Here is a 17,583-nt window from a genome sequence, read left to right on the forward strand (position 1 = left end):
GGAATGGATAGGAGGAATGGATGGGAGGAACGGGTAAGCAGAACAGACAGGAAGGACCGAGTAGAGGTGGGCGGGTAACGGCCTCACCGGGCATTACGGGTCGCCGACTCCATGGGGAAGAAAGACGACTCGCCTGAAAGTCCAGACTCAGGCGAGTCAACGTCATCGGACCTATCGCGTCAGATGCGTTCTCAGCGCTTGGCGTGCAGCCTTTCAGCGTGATAACGCAGGTGCTCGTCGATGAAGCTGGCGACGAAGAAATAGCTATGGTCGTAGCCGGGATGGCGGCGCAGGGTCAGCGGGTGATCGTGCTCCTCGCAGACCGCTTCCAGCCGCTCGGGCTTGAGCTGTTCCTCGAGGAAGTTGTCAGCCTCGCCCTGGTCGATGAACAGTGGCTGACGCGACGACCCCTTGGCGACCAGTTCGCAGGCGTCGTACTGGGTGCGCAGGCCGATATCCTCGCCCAGATAGTTCTCAAACGCCTTCTGGCCCCACGGCACTTGGGTCGGGTTGACGATCGGCGCGAACGCCGATACCGCAGCGTAACGCCCCGGCTGACGCAGGGCCAGCACCAGCGCACCGTGGCCACCCATGGAGTGACCGCTGATCGATTCACGACCGTTGACCGGAAAGTGCAGCCGCACTACCGAGGGGAGTTCCTCGGTGACGTAGTCGTACATCCGATAATGCTTCGACCACGGTTCGCGCTTGGCGTTGAGGTAGAAACCCGCGCCGGAACCGAAATCATAGCTGTCGTGCTCACCGGGCAGGTCCAGTCCGCGCGGGCTGGTGTCCGGGCAGATGATCGCGATACCCAGCTCGGCCGCGGTCTCTAGCGCCCCGGCCTTCTGCATGAAATTCTCGTCGTTGCAGGTCAGACCCGATAGCCACCACATCAGCGGCACGCGATCCTCCTCGGCCTGGGGCGGCAGATAGATCGCGAAGATCATGTCGCAATCCAGCGCCCGGGAGTAATGCTTGTAGCGCTTGACCCAGCCACCGAAACTCTTGGTGGCCGAGACCAGCTCCAGCTGTTCGCTCATCGACATGGTTTTCTCCTTGCAGCACCGGCGGTATCACCGCCGGTGGATTGGACGCGTGTCGGACACGGCTTGCGCGGCTTCGGGCGCGATAAATCATATGCTCTTCGCGCAGCCCGGGGCGCGATCAAGAGCCTTGCGCGCGGCTTCGGGCGCGATAAAGAGCCCTGCGCGCGGCTTCGGGCGCGTATCAAAAATGCAGAACGGTTCGAATGCTCTTGCCCGCGTGCAGCAGATCGAACGCCTCGTTGATCTGATCGAAAGGCATGTCGTGGGTAACGAACTCGTCGATCTTGATCTCGCCATCCATGTAGCGCTGAACGTAGCCCGGCAGCTCGGTGCGGCCCTTGACGCCACCGAAGGCGGAGCCTTTCCAGACCCGACCGGTGACCAGCTGGAACGGGCGTGTGGAGATCTCTTCGCCGGCACCGGCGACACCGATGATGATCGACTCGCCCCAGCCCTTGTGGCAGCACTCCAGCGCCGAGCGCATCACGTTGACGTTACCGATGCACTCGAACGAGTAATCGACGCCGCCATCGGTCAGATCGACGATCACCTGCTGGATCGGATCCGAGTAATCCTTGGGATTGACGAACTCGGTGGCACCGAACTGACGCGCCAGTTCGAACTTGTCCGCATTGACGTCGATGGCGATGATGCGGCCGGCCTTGGCCATCTGCGCGCCCTGAATCACCGCCAGACCGATCGCCCCCAGTCCGAACACGGCGACGGTCGCGCCCGGCTCCACCTTGGCCGTATTCAATACGGCACCGATCCCGGTGGTCACGCCGCAGCCGAGCAGGCAGATCTTGTCCAGCGGCGCTTCCTTCGACACCTTGGCCAGCGACACTTCCGGCAGCACGGTGTATTCGGAGAAGGTCGAGGTGCCCATGTAGTGATGCAGCGAGGTGCCGTTTTTCGAGAAGCGCGTGGTGCCATCCGGCATCAGGCCCTTACCTTGGGTCGCGCGGACGGCGCTGCACAGGTTGGTCTTGCCGGACAGGCAGAACTTGCACTTGCCGCACTCGGCGGTATAGAGCGGAATGACGTGATCGCCGGGTTTCAGGTCGGTGACGCCCTCGCCCACTTCCTCGACGATGCCCGCGCCTTCATGGCCGAGCACCGAGGGAAACAGCCCCTCGGGGTCCTTGCCGGACAGCGTGTAGGCGTCGGTATGGCAGACACTGGTGGCGACAATGCGCACCATGACTTCGCCTGCCTTGGGGCCCTCGACGTCGATCTCTTCCAGCGAGAGCGGCTTGCCTGCTTCCCAGGCGATTGCGGCACGAGATTTCATCAGCTTGTCTCCGGTTGAGCTTAAGGCTTGGACTCTGCGGTTCGCTCGTCGTTCGATGGATGACAGGACGAGCGGTTTTGATTCAGTCTAGGCGCTCACCGCTCAGCAATAAACCCGGCATTCGACACATGATTATTGCTGTATGACAACAATTGGGATAACGAATAGCCAGGGAGCCAACATGTCACGATGGGAGGGAATCGAGGCGTTCGTCGCTGTGGTTCGGCTGGGCACGTTCTCCCGCGCCGCCCGGTCACTGAAGGTGTCCAATTCCCACGTCAGCCGACTGGTCAGCCAGCTGGAACAGACGCTGGGCTCGCCGCTGCTCTATCGAACAACGCGCCAGATACGGCTCACCGATGGCGGCGCGGTCTACTACGAACATTGCCGATCGCTGCTCGATGGTTTTCAGGAGGCCGAGGCCGCGCTCAACGAACTGCAGTCGCAGCCGCGGGGCCGCCTGGCCATCAGCTGCGCGACGACATTCGGCGAGCGCTACATTGCCCCGCTGGTCAATGACTTTCACTGCCGCCATCCACAGCTCGACGTACGCCTGCACTTCACCAATCGCCCGGTGGAACTGATCGACGAGGGCTTCGATATCGCCATCCGCATGGGCGTACTCAAGGATTCGAGCTTACTGGCCAGGCGCCTGTGCCAGCGCCGCGAGTATGTGGTCGGCTCCCGCGACTACTTCCAGCGACTGCCGACGCCGCACAGCCTGTCCGAGCTTGCCCATCACAACTGTCTGGTCGGGTCGCGCGACAGCTGGCTATTCCAGGTCGAAGGGCAACGGCGAGAAATTCGCGTATCGGGGAATTGGCGTGGCAATTCGGGGCCGGCACTGCTGGACGCCGCCTGCAAGGGGATCGGGCTGGCTCAGCTACCGGATTACTACGTGGAAGCGGCGATCCAGCAGGGAGAGCTGACGGCCGTGCTCGATCGCTATCAGTTCACCGACACGGCGGTCTGGGCGGTCTATCCACGCCACCGCCAGCTCTCTTCCAAGATCCGTTTGCTGATCGATTTCCTGTCGGCGCGCCTGCCGGGAGAGATTGCCGGGGGCGATCATGCCCGGCCAGCATCCTAGGTTCACTGACAGCGTCGTGTCAGTGATTGAAGAAGTGATCGATCCCGTCATTGAGATAGGCATCGCCGAACTCGGCTTCGCGAGCCAGGGCGCCCGGATCGGGCAACTCGATGCGCTGACGCGAACGAAGCAACAACCCCTCCTCGCGGAACGCGGTCAGCGTGCGGCTGACATGGACCGATGACAGCCCCAGGGCATCGCCCAGGTGCTGCTGGGATAGCGGCAGACGAATGCTGTTGCCCTGGCGCGCCTTGGTGCGATCCAGGCGCACGTACATCTCGTAGATCAGATGGGCGAGACGTTGACGTGCGCTGCGCCGCGCCAGATTGACCAGGCGCTCTGTCAGCAATGCCTGCTGATGGGAAGAGATGGCGAAAAAAATCGTCGAAAGGGTCAACGATTCGCGAAAAACGTTGATCAGCCGCCGATGGGGAAAGTGGCAGATGACGCCATCTTCCAGCATGGCAACACCGGTGAGGCGTTCCTTGAAGGCGAACTCTCTCAGGCCAATGATGTCGCCGGGCAGATAGATTTCCAGAATCTGTCTCGAACCGTCCTCCATATGGCGAAAGGAATAGGCCCAACCCCTGCTCAGGGTACAGAACTCGCGTGCGGAATCCCCTTCCTGCCACAGGATCTGGTCGGCAGCGACCTCCGTCGGGCTTTGCTCGAGATCGGCCAGCAGAGTCTCGTCATTCTTGGACAGCTCACCGTAGTGTTTGAAATGACAAACAATGCAACTGACTTGGCTCATTACCCGTGCCCTTATTCGTACTTTTAGCGACCGCGTCACACTTTCTCGAGAAAGCCGATATTGACACAGCCAGCCGCAGTTGTCGTTATTGCGGGCCCGGGTACGGCGCTCAGCATTCGATGGTATTGACGGCCAATCCGCCCCGCGACGTCTCCTTGTATTTATCCTGCATGTCACGTCCGGTGTCGCGCATGGTGCGAATGACCTTGTCGAGGGAAACGAAATGCTCGCCATCGCCGCACAGCGCCATCTGCGCGGCGTTGATCGCCTTGACCGAGGCGATGGCATTGCGCTCGATGCAGGGCACCTGGACCAGCCCGGCGATAGGATCGCAGGTCAGCCCCAGATTGTGTTCGAGGCCGATTTCGGCGGCATTTTCGACCTGGGCCGGCGTGCCTCCCATCAGCTCAGCCAAGCCGGCAGCGGCCATCGCGCAGGCCGAGCCGACCTCGCCCTGGCACCCGACTTCGGCGCCGGAGATCGAGGCGTTGGTCTTGCACAGAATGCCGATCGCACCGGCCGTCAGCAGAAACCGCACGACGTCCTTCTCGCAGGCGCCCGGCTGGAATTTCATGTAGTAGTGCAGCACCGCCGGTACGATTCCGGCCGCGCCATTGGTCGGCGCGGTGACCATACGCCGCCCGGCTGCGTTCTCTTCGTTGACGGCCAGCGCGAACAGGTTGACCCAGTCCATCGCCGAGAAGGTGCTGGCGATCAGACTCTTCTCGCCCTCCAGCGCGATCAGACGACGATGTAATGCCGGCGCCCGCCGTCTGACGTTGAGCCCGCCCGGCAGAACGCCCTGCTGATCCAGGCCACTGTCGACGCATGCCTTCATCGCCAGCCAGATACGCCACAGGCCGTCGCGAATGTCCGATTCGCTGCGCCAGACCTGCTCGTTGGCCAGCATCACGTCGCTGATGGAAAGCCCCTCTCGGCGACAGATGTTCAATAGCTCGACGGCGTTCCTGAACAGATAAGGCAATGTGACCGCAGGTGTTAGCGCATCGCTGCGGGCAGCGCGGTCGGCCTGCTCGGCATCGACCACGAAACCGCCGCCGATCGAATAATAGGTATTGGCGTAGACCACCCCATCTCGATCCTGGGCGCTCAGCTTAAGCGCGTTGGTGTGATAGTCGAGAATCTCGTCGCACCACGCGATATCCCGAGCCGCATCGAACGCGACGTTGTGAATGCCCGCCAGCTTGAGCTCGCCGTCACGCGCCGTTGCCGCCAGCCGAAGTGCCAGGTCGTCCGGGTCCACGCTGAGCGGGCGCTCCCCCATCAGCCCTCCCAACACGGCGCTATCCGTATTGTGTCCTCGCCCCGTGGCGGACAACGATCCGTAGAGGGTGATCGAGACCCGGGTGACGGCTCCCAGCAGCTCGCGCTGGCGCAGCGTCATGACGAAATCATGGGCCGCCTGCATGGGCCCGACCGTATGCGAGCTCGAGGGCCCGATACCGATCTTGAACAGATCAAACACACTGAAAGTCATGCAGCCACCTCTGATGTCGGTCCGACGCCATGAATCGTCGTTCTCGGAACAGGCATACGATATAGTTTGACTTCAGTGTGCTCGCCGTATATTGCAGACACAATCGATAAAAACTGCCAAAACCTATAGCCTGGCTAAATCATGTTCCCATCGCTCAATGCTCAGACCCATGCCTGGCTGAAGGTCTTCGCCATCAGCGCTCGCCATCTGTCGTTCACACGGGCGGCAGAAGAACTCCATGTCACCACCGGCGCGGTCAGCCAGCAGATCAAGCAGCTCGAGGAGCGTCTGGGCTTTCGTCTGTTCCGACGTCTACCGCGCCAGCTGGCGCTGACGGAAGAAGGAGAACGCCTGGCCCGTGTAGTCGCCCAGGCTTACGATGCCGTCGGGCTGGAGGTCGACCGGCTGCGTGGCGGGGTCATGAGCGGCGTATTGCGGCTACGCTGCCTGCCGTCGTTTCTGGCCAAGTGGCTGATGCCGAGATTGCCGCGGCTGCAGGCGCGCTTTCCCGATATCGATCTTCATCTCAGCGCCGAGGACAGCAACCTGTCGCTGCTCGATGGCGGCTACGACCTGGCTATCGATCTCAATGACGGCCACTACCCCGGACTGCAGACCACGCCGCTGATCGATGAACGGATCTTTGCCGTCTGCTCGCCGCAGCTACTCAGGCGTCGTCCTCCGCTCACCGCCCCCGAGGCGCTGGGCTACTACCCGCTGCTGCATGACGTGACGGCATGGCGGGGCAGCCATGATTACGCCGAATGGGAGCATTACCTGCAGGCGATCGGCGGCCAGCGCGTCAACGTGCGTCGGGGCTACACCTTCAATCGCAATCAGCTGACGGTGGAAGCGGCGATCGCCGGCATGGGCGTGGCGATCGCCCGGAGGACCCTGATCGGCGACGAGCTCGCCAGTGGACGCCTGATCGCACCGTTTGCCGGCTCGGTGGCGACCGGCAAACGTTACGGGCTGGTCTATCAGCAGGGAGCGCTGGACGATCGCCGAGTACGCGCGGTTCACGACTGGCTGGAAGAGGAAGCGCGGCGGTCGCAGGAAATCGCCGCGCCAGAGAACGCCGATTGAACTAGCGAACGACGCCCCGCTCGCGCAGTCCCGCCAGACGATCGCCTTCGATACCCAGCGTCGCCAGCACTTCATCGGTATGCTGCGCGAAAATCGGCGCCGGGCGTCGAATCTGAGGCGGTGTTCCCGACAGCTTGCTGGCAAAACCGATGGTCTTCATGCGCCCAATCACCGGATGATCGAGCTCCTGAACCATGCCTCGCTCGCGATAATGCGGATCATCCATCGCCTGGGCGAAATCATTGATCGGCCCGGCCGGCACCCCGGCCTCGTCGCACCGGGTCAGCCACTCCTGCATGTCCATCGCACCCATCAACGTTTCCAGCAAGGCCTCCAGCGCGTCGACGTTCTGCCCTCGGTCACTGTTGGTGACGAAGCGAGGATCCTGAGTCAACTCGGGGCGCGCCAGCACGTCATTGCAGAACCGCTCCCAGGTGCGCTGGTTCGCGCATCCCAGCATGATGAAGCCATCGCGAACCTTGACTGCCTGATACGGCGCGGAAACCCGATGCCGCCAGCCGGTCGGCTGCGGAACGCGCCCCTCGGCGAAGTAGGCTGCCGCCTCCCAGGTGAACCAGGGCAGGCCGCATTCGGCAATCGCCACATCCACCAGTTGGCCCTCGCCTGTCTTCTGCTTATGAATGTAGGCTGCCAGTATCGAATAGATCGCGGTGATCCCGGCGCCGATATCGTAGACGGCAACGCCGGTCTTCAACGGCCGACGGCCGGGCTCGCCGGTCATCGACATCAGTCCGGTCATGCCCTGGGCGACCAGGTCGAACCCGCCCTTGCGTCGATACGGTCCCGTCTGGCCGTAACCGGATATCGAACAGTAAACCAGCCCGGGATTGATCTCCTTGAGGGTGTCGTAATCGATCTTCAGCGACTGGGTCACGCCGGGTCGATAGTTCTCGACCACCACATCCACTTCCCGCGCCAGCTGATAGAAAAGCTCCAGGCCGTCGGGCTCCTTGAGGTTGATCGAGATACTGCGCTTGTTGCGATTGATCTGCGCGAAGCAGGTGGATTCCTCGTTGACGTAAGGCCCCATCTGGCGGCTGTCGTCGCCGCCATTGGTCTTCTCGACCTTGATCACGTCCGCCCCCATGTCGCCCAGCACCATGGTGCAGTACGGGCCCGCCATGATCTGCGAGATGTCGAGTACCTTCATGCCTTCCAGCGGTAACATGGCGATTCTCCCTGCCAACCTGTCAATGACGAAAGCGTAAACGGCGCTGACGAATGACGCGCCTGTCCCTTCGGGTCTAGCGGCCCTGCCAGGTGTATGGCGTCTTGTCGATAAATCGCCTGACGGCGCCCCGGAAATCTTCACTGGTGTAACAAAGCTCGATCAGATCATCGCCGGCTTCAGGATCGGGCCGCCGCTGATCGAGGATTCGATTGATCAGGACTTTCGTCGCCCGCATCGTCAGCGGCGCGTGACCCGCCAGCTTCTCGGCGAGGGCCCTGGCAGTCTCGTCGAGTTCTTCGCTTTCGACGACGGCATCGATCAGCCCGACCGTCACCGCCTCGTCGATCTCGATCATCTTCGCCAGCATCAGTACGCGCTTGGTTCGCGCGATACCGAGCAGGTCGACCAGTCTCGACACGTTGGTGATCGACATGCAGTTGCCCACGGTCCTGGCGATGGGAATCCCGAACTTGAAGGCTCTATTGGCGTAGCGGAAGTCGCAGGCCATGGCGATGGCCGCACCACCGCCGACGCAGTAGCCGTCGATCAGCGCCACCGTCGGCGTCGTCACCCGCTCGATGCCGCCGATCACCGCATCGATCCGGCGCTCGTAGTCGATCCCATCGCGGGGAGCGGTAAATTCAGCAAACTGCTTGATATCGGTCCCCGCGACGAAAGCCTCCGCGCCCTCGCCACGGAAGGCGATCAGCTGGATTTCCCGGTTCTCGTCGAACTGCTGGCAAGCCTTTGCCATGGCCTCGTACATGTGCCAGGTCATGGCATTACGGGCTTCCGGGCGGTTGAAGCGAATCCAACCGATCGTGCCCTCCTGATAACAGCGGATTTCGTCATCCTGAATCATGGTGTCGCTCTCATGGTCGGTATCGGTGAGGCGTCGAGGCGCTTCAGCTGCGCGCCTCGGCTGGCGTACTTCAACTGACGTACTTCAACTGCCGTAAATCAGGTGCACCAGCAGCAGTGCGAAATCGGGCACGTAGGTGTTGAAGATCAACACGATGAACAGCACTCCCAGGAACCAGAGATTGGTTTTCGAGGTGCGCCAGATGTCCGCCTTGGCGATCGAGCACGAGGCGATCAGGACGCTGGCCACCGGTGGCGTCTGCTGACCGATGGCCAGATTGAGCGTCACGATCAGACCGAAGTGCAGAGGATCGATACCCACCTGGATGATCAGCGGCAGCACGATCGGCACCACCAGAATGATCGCCGCCGCCGAGTGCAGAAACACACCGAGGATCAGGAAGATAATGTTGAGCAGCGCGAGAATGACGTACTTGTTGTCGGTCAGACCGCTGATCGAATTGGCCAGTTGCTGCGGCAGCTGGGACTCGGTGAGGTAGAGCCCGACCAGCGCCGAACTCGCCACCAGCAGCATCACCACGGCGGTCTGAATACCGGCATCCAGACACGATTTCCACAGTGTCTTCAGCGTGAATTCCCGATAGATCACCGCACTGATGAAGATCGCCACTACGACAGCCAGCGCCGCGCCTTCGGTAGCAGTGACGATACCGCCGAAGATGCCGCCGAGGATGATCACCGGGATCATCAGCGCCCAGATCGCCTCCTTGAAGGATTTCCACACCCGGCTGGCCTGAAAACGCCCCTCGGAAGGGAAGTTGTGCTTGCGCGCCAGAAAATAGCAGGCGATGGCTAGGCCCAGGGCTCCCAGCAGCCCCGGGAAGATGCCGGCGACGAACATCTTGACCACCGATTCCCCCGACATCACCGCATACAGAATCATCGGAATCGACGGCGGCAGGATAATCGCCAGACTGGCAGCAGATGACGAGATCGCGGCGGCGAACTCCTTGGAGTAGCCTCGGCTCTTCATCGCCGGAATCAGCAGGCTGCCCAGCGCCGAGACACCGGCCACGGCCGAACCCGAGATTTCGGCGAAGAAGATCGAGGAACCGATCGTCACCATCGCCAGCCCGCCCTTGACGAAGCCGACCAGCGAAGAAGCGAAGTCGATCAGACGTCGCGAGATACTCGAGGCGTTCATGATCGCACCGGCCAGAATGAACAGCGGAATGGCGATCAGCGGAAAGTTGGTGGCCCCCTCGAACATCGTCAGTCCGATATTGGGTAGCGCATAGACCCCGTAGCTGGAGTAGACGGCAACGGCACCCACCAGGCCCAGGGCGATGGCAATCGGCACGTTGAGCACGATCAACACCAGCAGCCCGATGAACATCAGCATGAGAATCATCGTGCCGTACCTCCTGCGCTAGACCGCACGTCGGGTGCGGCATCGCTCTGACTGGCCATGTTCGGGCTCAAGCCGATTTCTTCGAGTTCGTGATCGACGAAACCTTCGCCGCGCGCCTGGCGAATCACCTCAGGCAATCGCAGCAGCTCCGCGATGATGAAAAGGACCGAGGCGATCGGCAGCGCCGACTGGGTAAACTGAAGTGACACACTGGTCAGACTGATCATGGTCGAGCCCGCCAGAATCTGGACCACCTGCCAGCCGGTCAGGGTGAGCAACACGAAGAACGCGATCGTCACCGCCTCGCCCAGCAGGGCGATGGGCAACCGTATCCGCGGCGGGAACGCATTGACGATGCTGGGACAGGCGATATGCGCGCCCTTGGCGGCAGCCAGCGCAGCCCCGTAATAGGTCAGCCAGGCCAGGCTGATCGAAGCCGCTTCGTCATACCAGGTAAAGGGCGACCCCACCAGGCGCGAAAGGAAGCCGACGATGACGATGCCCGCCAGCACCAGCATGTTGATGACCACGATGATCTCGAGCAGGCGATTGAAACCATCGCGAAGCGTACTCAGGGTTTTCATAGGCGGTTCCTTCGTCCACAGCCGGTCGAGCCCGAGTCGTCGAGCTCGACCGCGCACAGCGGTTAACTGGAGGGTTGCAGTTCACGCACCTTGTCGAGCATCGCCTGACCGCCATCGACGTCCTTGATGAACTTGTCGTAGACCGGCTTGGAGGCATCGATAAAGGCTTGACGATCGACCTTGTTGATCTGCAGACCGGCGTCGCGCATCTTGACGAGCGTCTCCTCGTCGAGCTTTGCGCCCTGCTCCAACGCATAGGGCTCCATCTCTTCGGCCGTCTGCTTGAGCACGTCGCGCACGTGTTCGGGCAGCCGGTTCCAGCTCAGGCCCGCGGTGACGAAGGCCGGGGTATAGATGTGATCGGAGAGCGAGAGGTACTTCTGCACTTCCTGCAGGCGCGAGGCGTAAGTCTGGACCAGCGGATTTTCCTGACCGTCCATGGCGCCCGTCTGCAGGGCGACGAACACCTCGGACAGCGCCATGGGCGAGGGATTGGCACCGTAGCTCTTGAACATCTCGACGCGCCAGACGCCCTGCGGCACACGCAGCTTGATACCGGAAAGATCGGCCGGCGTGGTTATCGGCCGCTCGTTGTTGGTGATCTGACGGAATCCGTTCTCCCACACGCCGATGATGTGATACCCCCGGCTCTCGGCGACCGGATAGAGCTGAGGTCTCACCACCTCGTCGCGCACCTTGGCCATGTGATCACGATCGGCGATCAGATACGGCATCTCGAACAGGGCGAACTGCGGGGCGACACTGCTCATGACGGTCGAAGGCAGCGCCAGATCGACGGTGCCCAGCTTGAGCTTCTTCAGCAGTTCGGAATCGCCGCCCAGCTGGCTCGACCCGTAGACGACCACCTTGGCTTCACCGGCGAGCTTCTCGTTGGCGCGCTTGGCGAACTCCTCGGACACCTTGGCGAACAGCGAGCCCGGCTCACCGACATGGGCAAACTTGACCTGAACTTCCTGGGCACTGGCATGGTTGGCACCGGCCATCAGCGCTAGCGCCAACAGGCCTGCTTTGAGACTTTTCATCACTGGCGTCCTTCCGTCTTTTTATATTGGCTCGCCTGAACGATGGACCGGGAAGGCCGTCGGGATTATTGCCACGCTCCGGTCGATACCCCGCAGTGCGAGCACCTTGGGATCTTGCCAATGAATTATGAATTCATAATTCAATTGAAACCAATCCGCCATTTGTCTATTGGCGTAAAGTCTCATCACTATGCGTTGATAATTAGCCAGTTATCGAAAACCAGCGAGACCGAAAGGCGCCAACACAATGAATTCATTTTAAATTTTGTGCCTTTTGCAACGTGCAGCCGCTCTACCGGCGCAAGCTCCGGCCAACTTCAGATCGATAGCGGGTCGGGAAGGCGAAACGGTCGACCACGCGAGTGGTGTCCTCGCAAGGCAGGAGCGATGCCAGAGGCGATACAGGCGATGCCGTGGCTGATACAGGATATGCCAGGGCCGATACAGGCAAGCGGGCTGAGACAACGAAGAGCCAGTGGCTGGCTTCGAGAAAGGCGCGGGCAGCCGACGGAGGCCGGCGAACCCGCGAGAGACGGGCCGATGGGATCAGACGGCGGCAGACTGGTCTTCGTCGATCACACCGCTCGCGGCGGCGACGACGAGCTTGTGTCGCAAGTGCTCGCGAAGTATGGCGCCCAGGCGTTCACCATCGCGAGCCAGCAGGCACTCGATCATCGCTTCATGATCGGCGACGGCCTGATCCCAGTATTCGTCGATCATGTGGGTGGAGTAGCGGACCCGCTGAATGCGGTAGTTCAGACTGCTGTACGTTTCCCGCAGCGTATCGTTGCGGGCGGCGAGCATGATCGCATCGTGAATACGCTGGTTGAGCTCGAAGTAGGGCCGAATCTCTCCGCGCTTGTAATGCGCCATCATCTGATAGTGGAGCGCCTGAATGTCGGCAACCTCCTGCTCGGTGACATGGCGGCATGCCAACTCGCCGGAAAGGCCTTCCAGCGCGCCCATCACATTGTAGGTTTCCTCCAGCATCTGGCGCGTCAAGCGCATGACGCGTGCACCGCGGTTTGGCAGGAGTTCGACCATTCCCTCGAATGCCAATACCTTGAGCGCTTCCCGCAGCGGCGTCCGGGAAATCCCGAACTGCTCGCACAGCTGCTTTTCCGGAATTCGGACGCCGGGGAGCAGGCTGCCCTCGTTGATCATGTCTCGGATGCGGGCAGCCGCTTCACCATAGAGAGTGTTCTGCTGAATCTTGATCATTGGGCACTCATAACTGTTTCGATGTTTCCATTCTCCCAATGGCGCATGGATAGCGCCACCCAAAATGAATTATGAATACAAAAATAGCTCAAGGAATACCGCCATGACTCGTAATGTCTACCTGACTTACCGGACACTATCGCTGAAACAAGCTCGTACCATCATCGATTCGGCACTGGCTCATGCTGACGAGCACGAACTGAACCCCCTCGCCGTCACCGTCATGGACATCAGCGGATGCCCGATCAGCAGTGACCGGGCGGACGGCTGCGCGGCCCTGCGCTCAGCCGTCTCGCACGGCAAGGCCAAGGCCGCCCTGGGATATGGCGTCTCCAGCGGCACGGTGGGTGAACGCAACCACGACCGCCCCGCCTTCCTCTCGGCAGTCGCTTCGGCTGCCGAGGGAGAATTCATCCCTGTCGCCGGCGGCGTACTGATCCTGGACGAACGGGATCAGGTCATCGGTGCGGTGGGCGTTAGCGGCGACAGCTCTGCCAACGACGAGCGCGCCGCGATCGTCGGCATCGAGGCGGCCAAACTCCGGGCGGGAATAGCGCCAGAAAATTAAGGCTATCTTAAAAAACAATCGAAACAGCGTTTCTTAAGAAACTTAAGGCTGATAATCTTAGCCAGCTATTAATTGCTGGCCGGATCCGATCATGCCTCCTACTTGTTTTCCTCTGACCTTTCGTGCGGTTTCCTTCCGGGCCGTCGTGTATATCCTGTTCCTGGCAGCTCTCCTGCAGATGGTGCTGACGGTGGACGTCAGACACATTGGCGCCCCCAACTTCAGTGAAACGTCGTTGACCGAAATCACCCAATCCGTGCTGCTGCTCCTCTGCACGACCTCGATGCTGATCATTCGTCAGCATTTCAAGGTACTGCGCACCCTGAGCCTGCTATTGAGCGCCTTCTTCGCGATGTCATTGGTGCGCGAGAACGATCTCTGGCTGGATAACTACGTTTTCGATGGCGCATGGGAATGTCTGGTCACCCTGATCGCGCTGCCGACTCTCGCCGTCGTGATTCGCGGCCGGCGCCAATTTCTGGAAGAGTTCACCCAGATGGCCAATAGCCTGGGATTCGGACTCTTCGCAGCCGGCTTTCTCGTCACCTACGTGTGCTCCCGCCTCTATGGACGCAGCGAGCTGTGGCATGCACTGATGGGGGAGCATTACTTGCGGATCATCAAGGATGCGGCAGAGGAAATCACCGAGCTGACCGGCTATAGCCTGTTGCTGTTCGCCAGTCTCGAACTGCTGCTGATGGCGCGCTGGCTCAGTCGGGCCAAACTCGTCACCACGGCGGGTTGAGATGGCGACGTACCAACGCAAGAGCCGCCGTTTCCACGATGGAAAACGGCGGCTCTCGGTGTCAGGACTCTAAACTCACGACTCCAAGGTCAGGACTCAGGACTCCAACCTTGAGACTCCAGCCCCTGGGCTCCAACCGGACTCTCTAACCAGACCCCCTAACCAGACTCTCTAACCACAGGTTATCGAAACGGTCAGTCGTTGGTCACCTTGGGCGGCTCGATCTCAAGTTTCTGCGCGGCAATGACAGCCTGGGTACGGGAATGAACCCCCAACTTGCGCAGGATGGCCGTCACGTGGGCCTTGATGGTCGCTTCCGAGACATTGAGTTCGTAGGCAATCTGCTTGTTGAGCAGCCCTTCCGTCAACATGTTGAGCACGCGGAACTGCTGTGGCGTCAGCGAGGCGATCGCTTCCGCAAACCGGGCGTCTTCGGGACTGCCCTCGCCCATGGCATCGGCCAGATACTGTGGCAGCCAGACTTCTCCCTTGAGCACCTCACCGATTGCCTCGGCAATGGTGTCGAGCGAGGCGGACTTGGGAATGAATCCCGAGGCGCCGTAATCGATGGCGCGGCGAACGACATCCACTTCTTCACTGCCGGACACGACCGTCACGGGAATATCCGGCATCTGTCCGCGAAGCTGGATCAATCCGGAGAAGCCGTGCGCCCCCGGCATGTGAAGGTCGAGCAGAATCAGGTCGGCATCGGGATGGCGTGTCACGACTTCCGCCGTGGCCTCCATGCTGTCGGCCTCGACGATCTCCGCCTGAGGCGAGACCTGTCGCAGCGCTTGATTGAGAGCCGCCCGGAAGAGTGGGTGGTCATCGGCTACGATGAATTTCTGGGCAAAAGCCATTGATTCTCCTCCGGCGCTATCGGAATAGATGACGAATAAGTCGGTCCACTATCGCCATTCAGACAAGATGTTTCTACTAATGGTTAACGGCATGTTACCCCATGCGATCGTGGAATCCCAAGCCTCAAGTCAACCGACTGTAAATCCAGTAAGAATTGATGGATAAACCCGCACAGGAGAACTCAAACTGTTGGGTTAAACACAAAAAAAGTTCGGCCATCCCGGAAAGCTGGCGTGCTTCCCTCCCTTTGGAGCGGCACGAAAAGTACCGGGAGGAAAGCCTCTTTCAGGATAGCCGAACGATAACCATCGACCGCAATGAAGCTAATGATAATTTACATCAACCAGTCATATAGTTGTTACATTAACCTTTACTCTGCGTTCGATTCGAACCACTGAAAACGTGATTTCATGAGCGTAAATGACGGTTTTCGATCAGGTCCTCCACGACACCGGGATCGGCCAGCGTCGACGTATCGCCCAGACCATCACACTCGTCGGCGGCGATCTTGCGAAGAATACGTCGCATGATTTTACCCGAGCGGGTCTTCGGCAATCCCGGCGCCCATTGGATCACGTCGGGCGTCGCGATCGGGCCGATATCCTTGCGCACCCATTGCTTGAGTTCCTGCTTCAACTCGTCGCTGGATTCGACATCATCGTTGAGGGTCACATAGACATAAATGCCCTGCCCTTTAATGTCGTGCGGATACCCCACTACCGCCGCTTCCGCTACGGATTGGTGCGCGACCAGGGACGATTCGATCTCGGCGGTGCCCATTCGATGTCCGGAGACATTCAGAACATCATCGATTCGCCCGGTGATCCAATAATCACCGTCGGCATCGCGGCGGCAACCGTCACCGGTAAAGTAGACCCCTTCATAGGTAGAAAAGTAGGTCTGAACGAAACGTTCGTGATTGTTCCAGATCGAACGCGCCTGCCCCGGCCAGGAATCCAGAATCACCAGGTTGCCATCGGCAGCGCCTTCCAGTCGCTTGCCGTCGTTGTCGAGTAGCGCCGGCTGTACCCCGAAGAAGGGTTGAGTGGCACAGCCTGGTTTCAGTGCCGTCGCCCCGGGTAACGGTGTGATCATGTGACCGCCGGTCTCGGTCTGCCACCAGGTGTCGACGATCGGGCAGCGCGAATTGCCCACGACCCGATGGAACCAGTCCCAGGCTTCGGGATTGATGGGCTCGCCGACAGAGCCGAGAATCCGCAGCGACGAGCGCTGGCTGTCATCCATGATGTGCTCGCCGTGCGCCATCAGCGAACGGATGGCCGTCGGTGAGGTATAAAGGATCGCGACTTCGTGCTTGTCGATGATCTGCCCCATACGCCCATGGGTCGGGTAGGTCGGCACGCCTTCGAACATCAGCGTGGTGGCGCCGTTGGCCAGGGGGCCATAGACAATGTAGCTGTGACCCGTGATCCAGCCGACATCGGCCGCACACCAGTAGACCTCGCCCTCGTGATAATCGAAGACCGTCCGATGCGTCAGCGCAGCATAGAGCAGATAACCGCCGGAGGTGTGTTTCAGCCCTTTGGGCGTTCCCGTCGAACCTGACGTGTAGAGAATGAACAGCGGATCCTCGGCGTTCATGGTCTCGGCGGGGCAGTCGGTAGACTGCGAATCGACGACCTCGTCGAACCAGCGATCCCGCCCTTCATGCCATTCGATATCGCCACCGGTGCGCTTGACCACCAGCACCGACTCGACCACATCGGTCCCCTGGCGAGTCAACGCGGCGTCGACATTGTCCTTGAGCGGCACCTGCTTGCCGCCACGAACCGACTCGTCGGCAGTGATCACGATGCGCGATTGCGAGTCGACGATGCGCCCCGCCAGCGCGTCCGGCGAAAATCCGCCAAAGACGACCGAATGGACCGCGCCGATACGCGCGCAGGCAAGCATCGCCATCGCCGCCTCCGGCACCATCGGCATGTACAGCGTCACCGTGTCGCCCTTGCCGATGCCCAGGGACTTGAGGCCGTTGGCGAGCTGCGATACTCGTTGATGCAGCTCGCGGTAAGTGATGACCTTGTGGTCGTCAGGGTCGTCACCTTCCCAGATGATGGCGGCCTGGTCGCCGCGCGAGTCCAGGTGACGATCGAGACAGTTGTGGGCGACATTGAGCTCGCCGTCTTCGAACCAGCGAATATCGACATTGTCGGAAGCGAACGACGTGTTCTTGATGGTCGCGGGTTTCTTGCTCCAGCTCAGACTCTCGGCCTGTTCGCGCCAGAAACTGTCGGGATCTTCGACGGACTGGCGATAGAGCGATTCGTACCGATCGCGATCGATCCAGGCATTGGCTGCCAAGCGCTCATCGACGGGGTATACGCGCTGCTGTTCGCTCATGCTCCAG

General features: G+C 60.7%; 16 protein-coding genes. 4 read left to right on the top strand and 12 right to left on the bottom strand.

Going from position 1 to position 17,583, the window contains the following annotated elements; genetic code table 11:
• Positions 1-191 precede the first annotated feature (191 nt).
• The gene (fghA, locus tag BTW08_RS11950; protein WP_075562742.1) at positions 192-1,049 is read right to left on the bottom strand and encodes an S-formylglutathione hydrolase; all 858 of its coding nucleotides are present in this window, start codon (positions 1,047-1,049) and stop codon (positions 192-194) included.
• Positions 1,050-1,230: 181 nt separating this feature from the next.
• The gene (locus BTW08_RS11955) at positions 1,231-2,340 is read right to left on the bottom strand and encodes an S-(hydroxymethyl)glutathione dehydrogenase/class III alcohol dehydrogenase (RefSeq protein WP_075562743.1); all 1,110 of its coding nucleotides are present in this window, start codon (positions 2,338-2,340) and stop codon (positions 1,231-1,233) included.
• A 181-nt stretch (positions 2,341-2,521) separates the two neighbouring features.
• Here BTW08_RS11955 and BTW08_RS11960 point away from each other — a divergent pair, with 181 nt between their 5' ends.
• A complete protein-coding gene (locus BTW08_RS11960; protein WP_075562744.1) occupies positions 2,522-3,430 on the top strand; it encodes a LysR family transcriptional regulator in 909 nt (302 codons plus the stop codon).
• Positions 3,431-3,449: 19 nt separating this feature from the next.
• Here the strand turns inward: BTW08_RS11960 and BTW08_RS11965 are convergent, their stop codons facing one another.
• On the bottom strand, positions 3,450-4,184 hold the full coding sequence (locus BTW08_RS11965) for a Crp/Fnr family transcriptional regulator (protein ID WP_075562745.1): 735 nt from the start codon (positions 4,182-4,184) through the stop codon (positions 3,450-3,452).
• 109 nt (positions 4,185-4,293) lie between these two features.
• Entirely contained in the window at positions 4,294-5,682 is a 1,389-nt protein-coding gene (locus BTW08_RS11970) for an L-serine ammonia-lyase (protein ID WP_075562746.1), read from the bottom strand.
• 141 nt (positions 5,683-5,823) lie between these two features.
• Here BTW08_RS11970 and BTW08_RS11975 point away from each other — a divergent pair, with 141 nt between their 5' ends.
• Entirely contained in the window at positions 5,824-6,768 is a 945-nt protein-coding gene (locus BTW08_RS11975) for a LysR substrate-binding domain-containing protein (protein WP_075562747.1), read from the top strand.
• Position 6,769: 1 nt separating this feature from the next.
• Here BTW08_RS11975 and BTW08_RS11980 read toward each other — a convergent pair whose 3' ends face one another.
• The 6 genes from BTW08_RS11980 to BTW08_RS12005 all read right to left on the bottom strand — a co-directional run bounded on the left by BTW08_RS11980 (position 6,770) and on the right by BTW08_RS12005 (position 13,041).
• The gene (locus tag BTW08_RS11980; protein ID WP_075562748.1) at positions 6,770-7,957 is read right to left on the bottom strand and encodes a CoA transferase; all 1,188 of its coding nucleotides are present in this window, start codon (positions 7,955-7,957) and stop codon (positions 6,770-6,772) included.
• A 76-nt stretch (positions 7,958-8,033) separates the two neighbouring features.
• Positions 8,034-8,822: an enoyl-CoA hydratase/isomerase family protein gene (locus BTW08_RS11985; protein ID WP_075562749.1), complete on the bottom strand. Its 789-nt coding sequence runs from the start codon at positions 8,820-8,822 to the stop codon at positions 8,034-8,036.
• An 84-nt stretch (positions 8,823-8,906) separates the two neighbouring features.
• Positions 8,907-10,193, bottom strand: a complete 1,287-nt coding sequence (locus BTW08_RS11990; protein WP_075562750.1) for a TRAP transporter large permease — start codon at positions 10,191-10,193, stop codon at positions 8,907-8,909.
• A complete protein-coding gene (locus tag BTW08_RS11995; protein WP_075562751.1) occupies positions 10,190-10,777 on the bottom strand; it encodes a TRAP transporter small permease in 588 nt (195 codons plus the stop codon). The genes BTW08_RS11990 and BTW08_RS11995 overlap by 4 nt, the downstream gene beginning before the upstream one ends.
• A 62-nt stretch (positions 10,778-10,839) precedes the next feature.
• On the bottom strand, positions 10,840-11,820 hold the full coding sequence (locus BTW08_RS12000) for a TRAP transporter substrate-binding protein (protein WP_075562752.1): 981 nt from the start codon (positions 11,818-11,820) through the stop codon (positions 10,840-10,842).
• 546 nt (positions 11,821-12,366) lie between these two features.
• Entirely contained in the window at positions 12,367-13,041 is a 675-nt protein-coding gene (locus BTW08_RS12005) for a GntR family transcriptional regulator (protein ID WP_075562753.1), read from the bottom strand.
• Between the two features lie 103 nt (positions 13,042-13,144).
• Between BTW08_RS12005 and BTW08_RS12010 the strand changes: the two genes are divergently transcribed.
• Positions 13,145-13,609 carry a heme-binding protein gene (locus BTW08_RS12010; protein ID WP_075562754.1) on the top strand — a complete coding sequence of 155 codons (465 nt, stop codon included), beginning with the start codon at positions 13,145-13,147 and terminating at the stop codon, positions 13,607-13,609.
• A gap of 91 nt (positions 13,610-13,700) precedes the next feature.
• The gene (locus BTW08_RS12015; protein ID WP_075562755.1) at positions 13,701-14,354 is read left to right on the top strand and encodes a hypothetical protein; all 654 of its coding nucleotides are present in this window, start codon (positions 13,701-13,703) and stop codon (positions 14,352-14,354) included.
• 194 nt (positions 14,355-14,548) lie between these two features.
• Here the strand turns inward: BTW08_RS12015 and BTW08_RS12020 are convergent, their stop codons facing one another.
• Together BTW08_RS12020 and acs are read right to left on the bottom strand one after the other, a co-directional pair.
• Entirely contained in the window at positions 14,549-15,214 is a 666-nt protein-coding gene (locus tag BTW08_RS12020) for a response regulator transcription factor (RefSeq protein ID WP_075562756.1), read from the bottom strand.
• A 409-nt stretch (positions 15,215-15,623) separates the two neighbouring features.
• A complete protein-coding gene (acs, locus tag BTW08_RS12025) occupies positions 15,624-17,576 on the bottom strand; it encodes an acetate--CoA ligase (protein ID WP_075562757.1) in 1,953 nt (650 codons plus the stop codon).
• Between the last annotated feature and the right edge of the window lie 7 nt (positions 17,577-17,583).

This window comes from Salinicola sp. MH3R3-1 (assembly GCF_001937155.1).
Taxonomy (GTDB): Bacteria; Pseudomonadota; Gammaproteobacteria; order Pseudomonadales; family Halomonadaceae; genus Salinicola; species Salinicola halophyticus.